We start from the raw sequence: 15,507 nt of genomic DNA on the forward strand, positions 1-15,507 counted from the left end.
GGAGACGAAAACTTGTTACACGGAGTTGATCAGGCACGCGGTGGCGATCACGGGCACTTGGTCCACCGACCATCGCCCGCAAGACGAGTGCATGGCGCTCTTCGCCATATACCTCGGGGCATTCGCCCGCAGCGCCTTCTACGTCGGTGGTGCGAACGGCATCCGCTCATGGGCTTTGCTGCGGTTGGCGGACAGCACCTGTGCGGACATCACCGTCGTCGTTCCGGGCACGGTTGCTCAGCAACCGGAAGAGGCTCGGCAGGCCATCTCCCATGCCCGCAACCGCATCAAGGAGATCGTTCAACTCGGAGCTCCTGCCTTCGAGCACCTCGTAGCGCTTGCGCTGAGCCCGCAGTACTCGGTGGAGATGGTGCAAGAAGTCGCGAAGGAGTACGCGTGAACATCAGACAACAGCGGCTGGATTGAGCTGAGTTGGAGCCATTGGCCTGGCGGAAATCCACCTGCAGTGGCGATCAGGATGCCTGCGTGGAGGCCGCCTCGTTGCCAGACGGTCGCAAAGCCGTATCTAACAGCAACCGCATGTAACAGCAACCGCCCCGATGCAGGGGTCGTGTTCACCGGTGCACAGTTACCCCTTCCCTTTTCTCCATCCACAAGTCGGCCGTCACGTGGTGGATACAGGAGAAACGCCGAAGCGCTCACATGGCCGGCGCAATTCGCTCAGTTAGTTCCCAACGTACGCTGATCATGTCCACACGGCCCATGAGGGTGATGGTGGAAACTCCACTCACCCATTCGACCTCTTCTTCCATGTTCTCCGAGGGGGGCCAGTTCGACGGCTCGCCAAGAATTTCGGAAATAATATTATGAACGTCGGTGAAAAGAATTTCACTGGCCCTGATGGACTCCGATGTGGTTGGTCCTTCATTCCTGCCCAGTGTGAAAAATAGGTGTGTGACGTCGTTTTCCTCGCAGGAGAAAATGGCGACGATGCTGCGATAGTCGATCCCGATATTATAGAAGAGTTGATTCGCGGAGTTTTCGGTCCAGGGGGTCCATCCGAAACGTGCCGCAAGGGCCGGCACCTCTTCCTTCGTCCACCCCCAGTCCTCCAGGTGGATTTTGGCCAACAACTCTCTGACGTTGCCTGTTTCGAGGGCGTGCCAGGTCACGATGGGCTCCTAATTCCTAGACTAGTGGCTGCCGGGTAGCTTTATACTGCTTTGCTTGAACCTCTCCTTGTCGAGGATGAAATCGATCGCAGTGACAGAGCCGTCCGCGTTGGCTTTGATCATTCGATAGCGGACGGTTCCATTGTTTCTCAATATGTTCTCCACCTGACTGTACACGCTGGGATCACTCAAGGCGTCCGCTAGCAGTGGATCTATCTCGATCATTTCACGTCCGTACTCGGGGCTCCCTTGTTCTGCGTACTCCTTGGGGTCTCCCACGAGACGTTTTCCTGTCCCTGCCTGAGGTCCCTTGTCCTCCAGCAGGATTAGGGTTGACCCATCAATGAGTATCCTGTCAAACCTGCCGGATTTGCTTGCCGTGTCCAGGGTGAGTCTCGTCGCGGTGCCAAACTCTCTCTTCTCCACGAAGTCCCCGGCCAGCCCTCCCATCTTTTCGCCGATTTTCCCCACCTTGGTTCGTGCGGCGATGTAGGCGTTTCCTGCCCTCATCAGCTTTTCGAGATCCTGTGATGAAGCCTGGTTGTCAAGCGCCTCGATTTTGAATGCGTCAAGCTTTTTGGAGCCGAGAGTGTTCGGGTTTATCTTAATATTGAGGCGGGTTGCGATGGGCTCGAGTTCTTCCTTCCATATCCTGTCGCGCTCCTTTATTGCTTCATTTCTTTTCTTGACTTCCTTTGCCATGTCGGAGCCTTCGGGGGCTGTCTCGCTGCTGGGATGGGTTCTTTCCGTGCTCTGGTCCACGGTGTTTCTGTGCTTCAGTTCATCGCTCACCGGCTTGTTGTCGTCGTATACGAATATGGTGCGCCCGTTGTTCTTCTCGCAGAGCTTCCCTTGAGTGTTCCTGGATGTTCCGACGCGATCGCCCACGAAGTGATGTTTCCCGAGTCGGCACTTGAGCAGCTCCACGCCGTAAATTGTTGCGATAATTCCTGTGGGTGTCAGTTGCTCAGAGGTATAACGATCCGTATTCGAAGCCTGGTTCTGCGGATTCTGTGCAGCTAACCTGTGCGTCTCTCCTTCGATAGCTTGCACATGAACGCTGACGCTCTGCTGTTCGCGGGAATCTACCACCAATGTGAGTGGGACATTGTGTCGCTTCGAAGTGCGGGAAACGCTGTTCCTTGCGTCCTCCTGTGTTCTGCTGTTGTTCAGTATTCGATCCGCTTCCGCAACTGCGGCGCGCTTTCGAGAAGACTTGCTCTGTGGATTTCCGGTACCAGAATGTTTCTTGTCGCCTCCCTTCTGATCCTTATGTTTCTGCTTCGATTTTTCCCAGAGGGCTTTGCCTTTTTTGACGATGAAGCCCACGATCTTGTCGATCGCCCGGTTGACCGGACGGGCCACCGCGTGGAAAACGCTCTTGACCTTGTTGGCAAGGCCGCCGATGCCCAGCAGTGAGGCCAGGAAGCCGATGAGGAGCGGGACGCTGGCCGCCAGGGCCGCTTCGACCATCTTGGGGACGCCCGCCGAACCGCCGTTGGCGATGGCGATGACCGCGTCCAGGACCGCGTTGACGAACTCCACTATCTGGGCGCCCTGGTTCACGATGAACGTGACGATGTCGATGATTCCCTTGACCGCGCGGACGAAGGCGGAGGCGGGGTTGAGGAGCGAGATGATCCAGGTGATGCCCGCGATGATGACCGTGGGGATCAGGTAGCTGGTCAGTTTCTCCAGGATCGTGGCCTTGAGGTCGCCGGCCTCCTCGGTGATTTCCTTGACCGCGCCTGCCGGGCCCTCGCGGGCGAGGGTCTGGGCGACGGGGACGGATTGTTCGACCGCGCTCATGGCCTGCTCGGGGACGCCCTTGCGGGTCACACGGGCCCGGATGTTCGCCCAGGTCAGGCCGAGCAGAGAGCCGATGATCTGGATGATGCCCTTGAGGTCGAACTTCTGGGGAAGGTCCAGGCCCGCCTTGACCGCGGTGCCCAGGAGCCAGGAGACGACGCCCTTCTTCAGGTGGTCGGCGATGTTGGTGATGAAGAGCTGGAGGCCCGCGCCGACCGCCTTGACCAGGTTGCCCAGGAAGCCGATCGGGTCCTTGATGATCTTCATGATCGCGGAGGCGGCCTTGGCGAGGATGCCGAGAAGGAGGTTCTTCAGCTCGTTGATCGTCTTGATCGCGCCGACGATCGCGTCCTTCGCCTTGTCGATCAGGCCCTTGTTGGCTTCCTGGAGCTTCTTGATCTCCTCGTCGATCTTGTTGAGGGCCGCGGTGTACTTCGTCGCCAGGTCCTGGACGAGCTGTTCGGACTTCTCGTTGACCGTGGCTTCCAGGTCGTCGAACTTGCCGGCGAAGTCCTTGGCCGCGTCCTCACCGAACTGGCGCAGGTCGGCGGGGAGTTTGTCCACCTCGGCCTTGAGCTCGGCGCGGCCCTTCGCGATGCGCGCCTTCGCCTTGCCGAGCTCCGTGCCGATGATGTCGGCCACCGAGGAGATGACCGTCTGCATCTGGGCGACGTAGAGCTTGCGGGCCTCCTGGTAGAGGTTGTTGGCCTCCTGCGGCAGGCCGGCGAACTTGTCCTTGACCCAGCGGGCCTTGCCCGTCCAGCCCGAGTAGCGCTTGTCCTTGTAGGCCTTCATGCGGCGCTTGTGGTCCGCGGTGAACGCGTCGCGGGCTGCCTTCTCGCCCGAGGTGAACTTGTCGTCGACCTTCTTGTCCAGGCCGGACAGGGTCTCCTCGACGTCCTTCTTCGTGGAGTCGTAGACCTTCTGCAGTTTTGCCGTGACCTCGGCGCGCTTCTTCTCGTCCTTCGACTTGGTGTCGCCCTTGCCGCCGTCGACCTCCTTGCCCGCCGCGGCGCGGGTCGCGGTCAGGGCGTTCATCGCCTGGGTGCCGGAGGCCGCGGCGGCCGTCTTCGCCGAGGAGAGTTGCTGGGCTTCTGCCGCCTTGCCCTTGGCGGGGGCCTTTGCCGAATCTGTCTCTGCTGTCTTCTTCGCGGAGAGCGCTTCGTTGAACTCCGGTTCGTTGCCCTTGGCGAGCTGGTCCTCGGTGACCTCGGCGTCCGCCATCGCCTTGTCGTTCTGGGCGGGGCCCTCGGAGAAGTCGGTGACAGCAGCGGGTTGTTGGGCCGGGATTGCATCCGCTGCGGAGGGGGCGCCGGGGTTGGCGGGCGGTTGGTCCGGGGTCATCGGGGTGACCTGTTTGTCCTTGGCCGCCGAGGTATCGGGTGCGGCCTTGGTGGTGGTCTCGATGTCCTTGGCCGACTTCTCCTTGCCGTCCGTGACCTTGCCGTCCACCTCGGACTTGATCTTGTCTGCCTTGCCGGACTTGGAGAACTTGTCGGCGTCGTCGAGGTTCTTCGGCGCCTGCGCCTCGATCGCCTTGTTGACGGCGTCGATGAAGGCTTGTTTGTTGAACTCGCCCGGCTTCGCGGCGTTCATTTTTTCGGCGTTCGCCGCCTTGCCCTGGGCTTCCTTGTCGTCGGGGGGAGCGACCGCCGCGTCCTGCGCGGACTTGGACTCGGTCGCGGCGGGGGCGTGGACGGCGATCCTGGTGCGTTTTGCCGCCACGTCCGCCTTCACCCTGCGGAAGCCGGCCGCCTGGGACGGGGACGGTTTCACCGGGGCGGTGTAGCGCTGCGCCACCAGGCGGGCTACCGCCGCGTTGCCCGCCGAGCCCTGCAGGCGCTGGAGGGAGCGGCGATCGGGTACGGGGCGGTCCGGGGCCGGGCGGTCCACCGGGGCTGCTTCGGGACGGGGGGTCGCCGCGCGGGCGGTGTCGGGGGCGGGGTTCTTCTCCGGAACCGCCTTCATCCGCCCTCCCGGTCACCGCTTCCCCAGCCTCGCCAGCCTGGGTGGCGGACAACGGGGATGCGGAGCGCGCATGGGCGGGGGTGGGGGCAGAGTCGGCCTGGTTGGGCGGATCACGCGGATTGCCTCTTCGGGCAGTCTCCCGTGCACTGCAGGGCGACCGAGTATCCGTTCCCCCTGCACGGGCCCGGTGGTGAGAATGGCCCGCGTTCCCCGGTCGAGGAGAGGTCAAGGAGAGACTTACATGCCGTCGTACCTGTCCCCGGGCGTCTACGTCGAAGAGGTCGATTCCGGTTCCCGGCCGATCGAAGGAGTGGGCACCTCGGTCGCCGCTTTCGTCGGCTTCGCCCAGAAGGGCCCGCTCGACGAGCCGACGCTGATCGCGAACTGGAGCCAGTTCGTCAGCCGCTTCGGTGACTTCGTCGAGGGAACCTATCTCGCCTCCTCCGTCTACGGCTTCTTCGCCAACGGCGGCGGAATCTGCTACGTGGTGCGTATCGGTGACGGCACCGAGGCCGCCGAGCCCGAGAGCGTCGGTGGCGGCGGTGAGCCGGGGCAGCTGCCCGCAGGTACGGAGACCCAGCTCGGCCCGTACGCACTCAAGGCACGTCCCGGTGTGAGCGGGGAGATCACCGTCGAGGTGACGGACGTCGAGGGCGACGACCCGCCGCAGGACGTGTTCCAGCTGCTCGTCCGGCGCGACGGGCAAGTCGTCGAGACCTACCCGGCGGTCACGACGAAGCGCAGCAAGGAGAACGTCGCCACCCGTGTCAACGCGAAGTCCGAGCTGATCGAGGTCCGGGAGTCCGGGCGCGGGGCCGCGCCGGCCAGGCCCGAGCCACAGACGGTCACGCTCGCGCCCGCACCCGCTCTGGGCTCGGCCCCCGGGGCGCTGGGCTCGGAAGCGTACGTAGGCGATCCCGACCAGCGGACCGGTTTCGGCGGTCTGGAAGCGGTCGAGGAGATCACGACCGTTGCCGTTCCCGATCTCATGAGCGCGTACGAACGCGGACTGCTGGACCTGGAGTCCGTCATTGCCGTGCAGCAGGCGCTGATCAGCCACTGCGAGCTGATGGGCGACCGCGTCGCCATCCTCGACCCGCCGCCCGGGCTCTCTCCGCAGCAGATCAGGGCCTGGCGCACCGACCGCGCCAATTTCGACTCGAAGTACGCGACGCTCTACTACCCGTGGATCCGGGTCGCCGACCCGTCGTCCGGGCGGGCGCAGCTCGTACCGCCGAGCGGTCACATCGCCGGCATCTGGGCGCGCAACGACGAGTCGCGTGGTGTGCACAAGGCGCCGGCGAACGAGGTCGTACGGGGCGCCGTCGCGTTGCAGACGCAGCTGACGAAGGGCGAGCACGATCTTCTCAATCCGATCGGGCTGAACTGCATTCGTTCCTTCCCCGGGCGTGGAATCCGGGTATGGGGCGCGCGGACTCTGGCATCGGATCCGGCCTGGCGGTATCTGAATGTCCGGCGGCTCTTCAATTACCTGGAGGAGTCGATTCTCGCCGGTACGCAGTGGGTTGTGTTCGAACCGAACGACGATGCGCTGTGGGCCCGTATCCGGCGTACGGTCTCGGCGTTCCTGGTCAACGAGTGGCGCAGGGGCGCGTTGTTCGGGCTGACGCCGGACGAGGCGTTCTACGTCAAGTGTGACCGCGAGACCAACCCGCCGGAGACCATCGAGGCAGGTCAAGTGGTCTGTGAGATCGGTGTGGCACCGGTCAGGCCGGCCGAGTTCGTGGTGTTCCGGCTCTCTCAGCTGACCAGTGGATCGGGTGAGGTCGATGAGTGACCGCCGTTCTCGGTTCCGAGGGTTCCGGGGGCCCCGTGATTCCGAGGGTTCCGTGGTTCCGGAGTTTCCGTGGTTCCGGGGTTCTGTAACAGGTAGAGGAGTTCGCTGTGCCACTTCCCGATCTCGACAGTTCCGTCGGGCATTCCTTCGGTCTTGAATTCGACAGCGTCGTCATCAAGCAGATCACCGAAGTCAGTGGTCTGAAGATGGAGCAGGACGTCATCGAGCTGAAGCAGAACACCGCCGACGGGCGTTATGCCATCAAGAAGCTCCCCGGCCGTCCGAAGGCGGGGGAGGTCACCGTGACGCGTGGTCTCACCGAGGACAACAGCTTCGAACGGTGGATCAAGGACTCGCGGTTCGGCCGCATGACCGCGGCCCGCCGCAACGGCGCCGTCATCGTGTACGACTACGAAGGCATCGCCATCAAGCGCTACAAGCTCATCAACGCCTGGCCGAAATCCCTTGAAATCGGCACGCTCAAGGCCGGTGACACCTCGGTTCTGACGGAGAAGCTGTCGATCACGTACGAGAGCATGGAACTCGACTGATGCGGCGTACGGCCCAGGCGCCGGCTACGGCCCCCGCCTTCGAGGAACGTTCCGAACGGGACACGCTGCGCACCGAGTTCACCTTCGAGCTCCCGCGCGGATACGTCGACGAGTCCGGCACCGTCCACCGCACCGGAGTCATGCGACTGGCGACCGCCCGCGACGAGCTCGTACCGCTGCGGGACGACCGGGTGCGCGAGAACTCCGCCTATCTGTCGGTCGTGCTGATCTCCCGCGTCGTCACCCGGATCGGCACGCTCGACGACATCCACCCGGGCATCATCGAGGACCTGTTCGCCTCCGACCTGGCCTTTCTGCAGGACTTCTACCGGCGGATCAACGCCGAGGGACACACCCGCGCCGCCGTCACCTGTCCGTCCTGCCAGGAGGAGTTCGCGGTGGATCTCGCCGGTGGCCGCCTGGGGGAATCGTGACGTACGCGGCCGACCAGCTCTACGAGGAAGTCGCGTACCTCGCCTATCACTTCCACTGGCCACTCGATGAACTGCTGGACCTGGAACACCCGGAACGCCTGAGGTTCGTCGCGCAGGTCGCCCGCCTCAACGGGCAGTAACGCAGGGGAGGACGAGAGCCATGGGTCTGATGTCCTGGCTGCGCGGCCGCCGGACGGAGGAGGGCGGCGGCGACGCCGGGCTCCCCGCCGACGCAGTGCGGCGGGAGCGGTTCGATCCGTCCAGGCTGCCGCCCCTGCAGCGGACGGTGACCGGTCAGGATCTCGTCATCGACCCGGGCGGTTTCCAGGGAGCGCTCACCACCCGGCAGGACACCGCCCTCGGCATCCCTCTCGGGCACCTGATCAGCCCGGAGGCGCCCTCCGGCCTGGTGCACGGGATCACCCCGACGAGTGCGGCCCCGGTGGGAGGGCCATCAGCGGTGCAGCGGTCGGTGGAGATGCCGCCGCGCTCCGGCCCGCCGTCACGATCGCTCCCTGTTGCCGTGCAGCGGGCGTCCTACGGAGGTGAGGGGCCCGTCCTGACCACGGCGGGAGCAACCGCGGTGGAGGACCTTCCGGTACGGCAACTGATCGGCGAGCAGCCCCTCGTCACCGACACGGCTACGGTGTCTGCCTCTGCGTCCACTCCTGGATCTGCGCCTGGTCCTGTGCCTGCTCCTGCTCCTGGTCCTGCTTCGGCGCCGGGCGTCGCGCCGGCTGTTCAGCGGACCGACGTACCTCGTCCGGCTGCCGACCGGCCCCGGCGTGCCCCCGGGCTCGGTGCGCCGATGCCCGGCCTGCCGCCGACAGCGCAGCGGGAGGCTGCCGCCACGGTGCCGGGGACGGGGAGCGAGCCGGTTCCGGTGTCCCGGAGTGCGGAGGGTACGGGGCCGGAGGAGGTGCAGCGTGGGCCGGAGGAGGACATCGCGCCGCTTCTCGGGGACGACCCGTTGGTCGCCCCGCCGTCGGAGACAGCTGCTCCTCGGGAACAGGCCGGCAGCAGTGCAGAGCCGATGACGCCCACCGCCGCGCCCGTACAGCCCACCGCCCTCGCCCCCGTACAGCGCACCGCCCTCGCTTCCGCGAACGCACCGACCACGCCGTCCCTGCCCGTGGCCCCGCTGCTCGCCGACCGGCCCCTGCCCATCCACGCGGCGCGGACGGAGACCGGACTCCGGGGCGCCACAGCCACCGCCGCCCCCGTGCAGCGCTCGACCGAGGAAGCGGTGTCCCCCGCCGTGGTGCCGGTCCGCTGGACGTCCGCCGCACCGCGAGCAACCGGAAACGGAACGGGAACGGGAACGGGAACGGGAACGGTGCAGCGTACGGCGGTCCCCGTGCGGGAGGCATGGGGCCCGGTACCGGCACCATCACCGCTCCCTCCACCACCACCCGCCGTGCAGCGGCAGTCCGTAAGCGGGCCTCCCGCGCCCCGTTCCGGTAACCCTGTCGCGCCGGCCATCCCGTCTGCCGGTTCGGTCGCGGTGGCCGCCGGTGTGGCGCAGCGGATGGCCGACGGGAGCGTGGTCTTCGGTACTGCGCCGACCGGCTTCTCGCAGCCCGTCGTCCAGCGCGAGACCGAGACCAGCGAGCCGCCGCCCCCGACGCCCGAACCGGAACCGGATCCGGAACCCGAAGCCGGGCCCGCTCCCGAGCCTGGGGGCGAGGGCGCCGGTGCCGGCTCATCGCCCGTGCCGGGGTCCATGGGCCACACCGGCCAGGGCGGGCCACCCGTCACGGACGAACTCGTGCGCGCCCTGTACGGCCCGCTGAGCCGGCTCCTCAAGGCGGACCTTCGGCTGGAACGCGAACGGGCCGGATTCCTCATCCGCACCAGGCACTGAATCCGCACCAGGCACCGAACCGCCCCACCCAGGAATTGAGAGGTACGTGCCATGGCCACCGCCCCCTCGGACAACGACCCCGCCGTCAGCGTCTGCTTCGTCGTCACGATCGACGACATCGAGCTCGGGTCGTTCAACACCTGCGACGGCCTGGGCTGCGAAGTGGTGCTCGAAACACGGGAGGAGGGCGGCAACAACGGCCACCTGTGGCAGCTGCCGACCCGGCTGAAGTACTCCAACGTGAAGCTGTCCCGGCCGCTCACCCGCGAGACCGAGAAGGTGGCCCGCTGGTTCGCCACCATGACGACCGGGTTCAGCCGCAAGACCGCCCACATCGAGGCGCGGACCGGCGACGGGCAGAAGGTGGCGCAGTGGGGGCTGCTGGAGGTGGTGCCCGTGCGGTGGACCGGGCCGTCCTTCTCCCCGGAGTCGCCCAAGGTCGCGATGGAGACGATCGAGATCGCCCACCACGGCTATGTGATGGAGGGCTGACCGACGTGAGCGGTGCGGGACCCATCGCCTTCAGTGCCGCCGGTACGTCCGGTGCGTCGTCGGCCGCGAAAGGGGCCTCGGCCCGGCCCAAGCTGGAGCATGCCTATCTGGAGCTGCGGACCCCGCCGACCGGCGGCGGTCTCACGCCCGGCGGTCCGTGCGGCCGGATCGACTTCCAGTTCAATCCGAAGGAGCTCAGCCTCACCAAGGCGGCGTCGTGGAAGCGGAGTCCGGCCAAGGGGGCGAAGAGTTCCGGGCCGCCGGAGTACCAGGGGTCGCAGCCCAGCAAGCTCACCGTCGAGATGTTCTTCGACGCCAGTGACACCCAGGACACCCGGGTCGTCACCGCCGTGGAGCAGCTGTTCGCGTGCTGCGTCCCGACGAACGAGACCCGGCAGCAGCAGCGGTCATCTCCGCCGTGGGTGGTCTTCCACTGGGGCGGACTGACCGGGTTCCCCGGTTATGTCAGCCAAGTGCAGGCGAAATACACCCTGTTCACCACATCCGGTGTGCCGATCCGGGCGGTCTGCCAGGTCACGATGGAGGAGATCAGCGGGGACACCCCGGGGCAGAACCCGACCTCGGGTGCGCTGGCGGCCCGGCGGGTGCACCGGGTGGGCGCCGGGGACTCGCTGCCGTCGCTCGCCCAGCGCGAGTACGGGGACCCGGCCGCGTGGCGGGTGATCGCCGAGGCGAACGGGATCGACGACCCGATGCGGCTGGTGCCCGGAACACAGCTGCTGCTGCCCGCCCTCGACGAGCTGAGCCGGCTCGCGGAGCCGGAGAATCCGGTACGGGGGCGGGGCTGATGGCGCAGCAGGGCGTCGCCACCGCGCTGGTGGTGGAGTTCGACGGCACACCGCTTCCCCCGAAGTTCGTGAACACCCTGGTCGAGGGATACGTCGACGACAGCCGCACGCTCCCCGACCTCTTCTTCCTCCGCTTCCGCGACCCCGACCGGGTGCTCCTCGAACAGACCGGGCTGAAGATCGGCAGCGAGGCCCGGCTGCTGGCCCGTGCGGGCGGCGACACGGCCCCGAAGCCGCTGCTCGACGGGGTGGTCACCGCACTCGAGGTGGAGCTCGACGAGACGGGGACGTTCACCGTCGTCCGGGGGCTCGACGAGTCGCACCGGCTGTTCCGGGGGCGCAGGGTGGCGAGCTACCAGAACATGACGCTCGCCGACATCTGCGGCCAGGTCGCCCAGCGCGCCGGGCTGAAGCCGGGAAAGGTCGACATCGCCGGACCCGTGCTCGAACACATCGCCCAGCCCAACATCACCGACTGGGAGTTCGTCCTGGGCCTGGCGGAGGAGGCCGGGGCGCAGGCCTACGTACTCGACGGGGCGCTGCACATCACCCGGCCCGCCGAGGCGAGCGGTGCGCCCGACGGTTCGGCGCGCGCCGACCGCAACCCGCTCGTCCTGGAGATGGGCAGCAATCTGTTGCGCTGCCGGGCGGGGGTGTCGTCAGCCGAGCAGGTCTCCGAGGTCGAGGTGCGCGGCTGGGACGTCAAGGCCAAGCAGCCGCTGGTGGGCAAGGCCCCGGCAGGCACGTCGTCGACGCTGGAACTGGGGGTGACGGCCGCCGAGGTGACCGCACCGTTCGGCGAGGCGCGGTTCGTGGTCACGGACGCGGCGTACGGGGAGCAGGCGCAGGTGGACCAGGCGGCGAAGGCGCTCGCCGAGCGGATCGCCGGGTCATTCGCGGAGCTGGAGGCCGTGATCCGCGGAAACCCGGAGGTCAGGGCGGGCAGCGCGGTGGCGCTCAACGCGGTGGGCAAGCCCTTCGAGGGGCGGTACACGGTCACGTCGTCGCGGCATGTCTTCGACGCCGTGCGCGGCTACGAGACGTGGATCACGGTCTCCGGGCAGCAGGAGCGGTCCTTGTTCGGGCTGACGGGCGGGGGTTCCGGTGCGCAGGGGCCGGGCGGCGGCGCTGGTTCGCGGTGCCACGGGCTGGTCAGCGGGACGGTCACGGACACGCACGACCCCGACGGGTCGGGGCGGGTGAAGGTCCGGTTCCCGTGGCTGTCGGACGAGTACGCGAGCGACTGGGCGCGGACCGCGCAGTCCAACGGGACGAGCGGCGGCGAAGCGTTCATCCCGGAGGTCGGAGACGAGGTGCTGGTGGGCTTCGAGCACGGACATCTGGACCGGCCGTACGTGCTGGCCGGTCTGTACAACGGGAAGGACCGACCGTCGCAGGGCGGCGGCGGAGGCGAGGGCGGAGGTTCCGGCACCGGTGATTCGGGCGGGCCGGGCGCCGGCGGTCTCGTCGACCCGACCAGCGGCGCGGTCAACCGCCGTGCCTTCGCCTCCAAGGGCGGGAACCAGCTGGAGCTGCTCGACGCCGCCAACGGCCCGCAGGGCGTGCGCCTGCTCACCGGCGACGGAAAGCTCAAGATCGACCTGGACCGCAAGGGCACCGTGATCGTGATCGACAGCGACGGCAGCGTGACCATCGAGGCGAAGGAGCAGGTCTCCATCAAGGCGGCCGAGGGCGTATCCCTGGACGCCGGCCGGGGATCGCTCGAACTCTCCGGCGACAGCGTCACGCTGACGTCCCGCTCCGGAGTCGCGGTCGACGGCGGCAACGGCAGGGTCACGCTCGCCACGGGCGGCACCGTCGACGTCCAGGGCGGCCAGGTCGCGGTCAACGGAACCCAGCGCACCGACATCAAGGGCGGCAGTTCGTGCTCCATCAACGCGCCGATGGTCAGGATCAATTGAGAGGAGTGGGTCGACGTGTCCGCAACAGCAGCGGCGGCCGCCCGCGTCGGTGACCCCACGAGTCACCCCGGCACGGTCGGCCCGCCCGGTGTCGCGTCCGTTCTCATCGGCGGGAAGCCCGCCGCCACGGTCGGCACCGCACACACCTGTACCTCCCCGGCCGCCCATCCGCCGTCCACGATCGCGCCACCGGGCAGCTCCTCCGTGCTGATCGGCGGGAAGCCCGCCGCCCGGGTCGGGGACCTGGCCGGCTGTGGTTCGCCCGTCGTGTCCGGCTGCGCGACGGTGCTGATCGGGGGCTGAGCGGAGATGGGCCAGCAGTTCATCGGCGCCGGGTGGGCGTTCCCGCCGCGCACGGACGCCACCGGTTCCATCGCCCTGGTGCGCGGCGAGCACGAGCTGGAGGAGTCGATCCGGCTGATCCTGGCGACCTCGCCCGGGGAGCGGCCGATGCGGCCGGAGTTCGGGTGTGCCGTCAACGACTACGTGTTCGCGCCGGCCGACGCGGGAACGGCGGGCCAGCTCGCCTACGAGGTGCGCCTCGCGCTCGACCGCTGGGAGCCCCGGATCGAGGTGACCGAGGTCGTCGTCCGGTTCGACGAGGCGGACGAGGGGGTGCTCTACATCGACATCGGTTACACGGTGCGGGGCGCCAACGACCCCCGGAATCTTGTCTTCCCGTTCTATGTGATCCCGCAGCACGACGACCCGCACGACCGGCCTGATCGGTACGAGGAGGAGAACGGCGCGTGACGCTGCCCAGTCCCCATCTGGACGACCGCCGCTTCCAGGGCCTGGTGGACGAGGCCAAGCGCCTCGTCCAGCAGCGCTGCCCGGAGTGGACCGACCACAATGTGTCGGACCCCGGGGTGACTCTCATCGAGGCGTTCGCGACCATGGTCGATCAGCTCGTCTACCGGGTGAACCGGGTCCCGGAGAAGAGCTACCTGACCTTCCTCGACCTCATCGGGGTCCGGCTCCACCCGCCGACGGCGGCCCGCACCGATGTGACGTTCCGGCTCTCCGCGCCACAGCCCGAGCCGGTGACCGTGCGCGCCGGTACGGAGGTCGCCACCGTGCGTACCGAGACCGAGGACGCAGTCGTCTTCACGACCGTGGGCGACCTGTCCATCGTGCCGTGCGCGTTCGCGTACCTCGCCACCTGGCCGACGTCCGGGGACGCCGTCGACCGTACCGAGGAGCTCGCGCTCGGCCGCGACGTACCGTGCTTCGACTCGACCCCCGCACCCGGGGACGCCGTGTACATCGGGCTGTCCGGCGCCGTCCCCGCCGGAGTCGTCGTCCTCCGGCTGGACTGCAAGGTCGAGGGTGTCGGTGTCGACCCGCTGCGGCCGCCGCTGGTCTGGGAGGCCTGGGACGGAAACGCGTGGACGGCCTGCGAGATCGAGAAGGACGACACCGGCGGCTTCAACAAGTCCGGTGAGCTGATCCTCCACCTGCCGAAGACGCACGCCCCGGCGGTCGTGGTGCGGCGGACCGGCGGCTGGCTGCGCTGCCGCCTGGTGGAGGCCGCCGCAGGCCAGCCGACCTATGTGGCGCCGCCGGTGGTCCGCAGGATCACGGCGTTCACGATCGGCGCGACCGTCGAGGCCGAGCACGCCGAGACCGTGACCGACGAGGTGCTGGGGGCCGCGGAGGGCGTGCCGGGGCAGGCTCTCACCGTGTCCCGTCCGCCGGTCGTCCCCGGGGATTTCGTGGTCGAGGTCGTGGACCCGGCCGGGAACCCGGGGAACGGCTCCGACGGCACGCAGGACTGGAGCCGCGTCGACGACTTCGCGCACTCCGGAGCCGACGACCGGCACATCACCCTGGACCCCAACTCCGGTCGGGTCGAGTTCGGTCCGGCCGTACGGGAACGCGACGGCAGCATCCGCTACTACGGGGCCGTGCCCCCGAAGGGCGCCACCGTCCGGGTCCGCTCCTACCGCACCGGCGGCGGACTGCGCGGCAATGTGGCCCGCTCCACCCTCCGGGTGCTGCGCAGCGCCATCCCGTACGTGGCCCGCGTGGAGAACCGGAACCCGGCGCTCGGCGGCGTCGACGGCGAGACCGTGGAGAGCGCCCGGGTACGCGGCCCGATGACCCTGCGCACCCTTCACCGGGCCGTCGTCCCGCACGACTACGAACTGCTCGCCCGCGAGGTCTCACCGGACGCCGCCAGGGTGCACTGCATCCCGGCCGGGGAGGACGCGGGCGCCGAGGCGGGCGGGGTGCGGCTGCTCGTCGTGCCGGCCGGGCGCAGCGACGAACAGGGTCGCATCCGGTTCAACGAGCTGATCCCGCCCCCGCACACGCTTGCCCTGGTCGCCCGCCATCTCGACGAACGGCGCCCGATCGGCGCCCGGCTCGTCGTCGAACCGCCCTTCTACCAGGGCGTCACCGTCGTCGCCTCGGTACAGGCGAGCAGGGGAGCGGTCGTCGAGCGGGTACGGGAGCAGGCCCTTGCCGCCCTGTACGGGTACTTCAACCCGCTGACCGGCGGACCTTCCGGGCAGGGCTGGCCGTTCGGCCGGCCGATCCAGTCGGGCGAGGCGTTCGCCGTCCTCCAGCAGGTGCCGGGGCTCGACCTGGTGGAGGACGTACGGCTCTTCCCCGCCGACCCGTTCAGCGGGCAGCGCGGCGAGACGGCCACCACGAAGATCACGCTGGACCGGCACGCACTGGTCTTCAGCTACGAGCACCAGCTCCGGGTACGGGAGGGCTGAC

Annotated in this window: 15 protein-coding genes; 13 read left to right on the top strand and 2 right to left on the bottom strand. The window is 67.8% G+C overall.

Going from position 1 to position 15,507, the window contains the following annotated elements; all coding sequences use genetic code 11:
* Positions 1-91 precede the first annotated feature (91 nt).
* On the top strand, positions 92-400 hold the full coding sequence (locus tag ACFU8W_RS06725) for a hypothetical protein (RefSeq protein ID WP_384032813.1): 309 nt from the start codon (positions 92-94) through the stop codon (positions 398-400).
* 41 nt (positions 401-441) lie between these two features.
* The gene (locus ACFU8W_RS06730) at positions 442-546 is read left to right on the top strand and encodes a DUF397 domain-containing protein (protein WP_384033034.1); all 105 of its coding nucleotides are present in this window, start codon (positions 442-444) and stop codon (positions 544-546) included.
* A 113-nt stretch (positions 547-659) separates the two neighbouring features.
* Here ACFU8W_RS06730 and ACFU8W_RS06735 read toward each other — a convergent pair whose 3' ends face one another.
* Both ACFU8W_RS06735 and ACFU8W_RS06740 read right to left on the bottom strand, forming a co-directional pair.
* Complete coding sequence (locus ACFU8W_RS06735; RefSeq protein WP_376663734.1) at positions 660-1,133, bottom strand: DUF6301 family protein; 474 nt, start codon at positions 1,131-1,133, stop codon at positions 660-662.
* A 21-nt stretch (positions 1,134-1,154) separates the two neighbouring features.
* On the bottom strand, positions 1,155-4,910 hold the full coding sequence (locus ACFU8W_RS06740; RefSeq protein ID WP_384032815.1) for an HPC2 multi-domain protein: 3,756 nt from the start codon (positions 4,908-4,910) through the stop codon (positions 1,155-1,157).
* A 241-nt stretch (positions 4,911-5,151) separates the two neighbouring features.
* Here ACFU8W_RS06740 and ACFU8W_RS06745 point away from each other — a divergent pair, with 241 nt between their 5' ends.
* The 11 genes from ACFU8W_RS06745 (at position 5,152) to ACFU8W_RS06795 (ending at position 15,506) form a co-directional block, all read left to right on the top strand.
* Positions 5,152-6,708: a phage tail sheath family protein gene (locus ACFU8W_RS06745; RefSeq protein WP_384032817.1), complete on the top strand. Its 1,557-nt coding sequence runs from the start codon at positions 5,152-5,154 to the stop codon at positions 6,706-6,708.
* 107 nt (positions 6,709-6,815) lie between these two features.
* On the top strand, positions 6,816-7,259 hold the full coding sequence (locus tag ACFU8W_RS06750) for a phage tail protein (RefSeq protein WP_327245283.1): 444 nt from the start codon (positions 6,816-6,818) through the stop codon (positions 7,257-7,259).
* Positions 7,259-7,693 (top strand): hypothetical protein, encoded by a 435-nt coding sequence (locus ACFU8W_RS06755; protein WP_384032819.1) that lies wholly within the window; start codon positions 7,259-7,261, stop codon positions 7,691-7,693. Before ACFU8W_RS06750 ends, ACFU8W_RS06755 begins: the two co-directional genes overlap by 1 nt.
* Positions 7,690-7,833 (top strand): DUF6760 family protein, encoded by a 144-nt coding sequence (locus tag ACFU8W_RS06760; RefSeq protein ID WP_266983482.1) that lies wholly within the window; start codon positions 7,690-7,692, stop codon positions 7,831-7,833. Before ACFU8W_RS06755 ends, ACFU8W_RS06760 begins: the two co-directional genes overlap by 4 nt.
* 20 nt (positions 7,834-7,853) lie before the next feature.
* Positions 7,854-9,557, top strand: coding sequence for a hypothetical protein (locus ACFU8W_RS06765; RefSeq protein WP_384032821.1), 1,704 nt, complete (start codon positions 7,854-7,856; stop codon positions 9,555-9,557).
* Between the two features lie 51 nt (positions 9,558-9,608).
* Entirely contained in the window at positions 9,609-10,049 is a 441-nt protein-coding gene (locus tag ACFU8W_RS06770) for a phage tail protein (RefSeq protein WP_266983478.1), read from the top strand.
* A gap of 5 nt (positions 10,050-10,054) precedes the next feature.
* Complete coding sequence (locus ACFU8W_RS06775; protein ID WP_384032824.1) at positions 10,055-10,858, top strand: LysM peptidoglycan-binding domain-containing protein; 804 nt, start codon at positions 10,055-10,057, stop codon at positions 10,856-10,858.
* Positions 10,858-12,780: a VgrG-related protein gene (locus ACFU8W_RS06780; protein ID WP_384032825.1), complete on the top strand. Its 1,923-nt coding sequence runs from the start codon at positions 10,858-10,860 to the stop codon at positions 12,778-12,780. The genes ACFU8W_RS06775 and ACFU8W_RS06780 overlap by 1 nt, the downstream gene beginning before the upstream one ends.
* A gap of 15 nt (positions 12,781-12,795) precedes the next feature.
* Positions 12,796-13,083, top strand: a complete 288-nt coding sequence (locus ACFU8W_RS06785; protein WP_384032827.1) for a PAAR domain-containing protein — start codon at positions 12,796-12,798, stop codon at positions 13,081-13,083.
* Between the two features lie 6 nt (positions 13,084-13,089).
* Positions 13,090-13,533, top strand: coding sequence for a GPW/gp25 family protein (locus ACFU8W_RS06790; protein WP_266983473.1), 444 nt, complete (start codon positions 13,090-13,092; stop codon positions 13,531-13,533).
* On the top strand, positions 13,530-15,506 hold the full coding sequence (locus ACFU8W_RS06795; protein ID WP_384032830.1) for a putative baseplate assembly protein: 1,977 nt from the start codon (positions 13,530-13,532) through the stop codon (positions 15,504-15,506). Before ACFU8W_RS06790 ends, ACFU8W_RS06795 begins: the two co-directional genes overlap by 4 nt.
* Position 15,507: the final 1 nt, after the last annotated feature.

It is taken from the genome of Streptomyces sp. NPDC057565 (genome assembly GCF_042801455.1).
Lineage (GTDB): Bacteria > Actinomycetota > Actinomycetes > Streptomycetales > Streptomycetaceae > Streptomyces > Streptomyces yanii.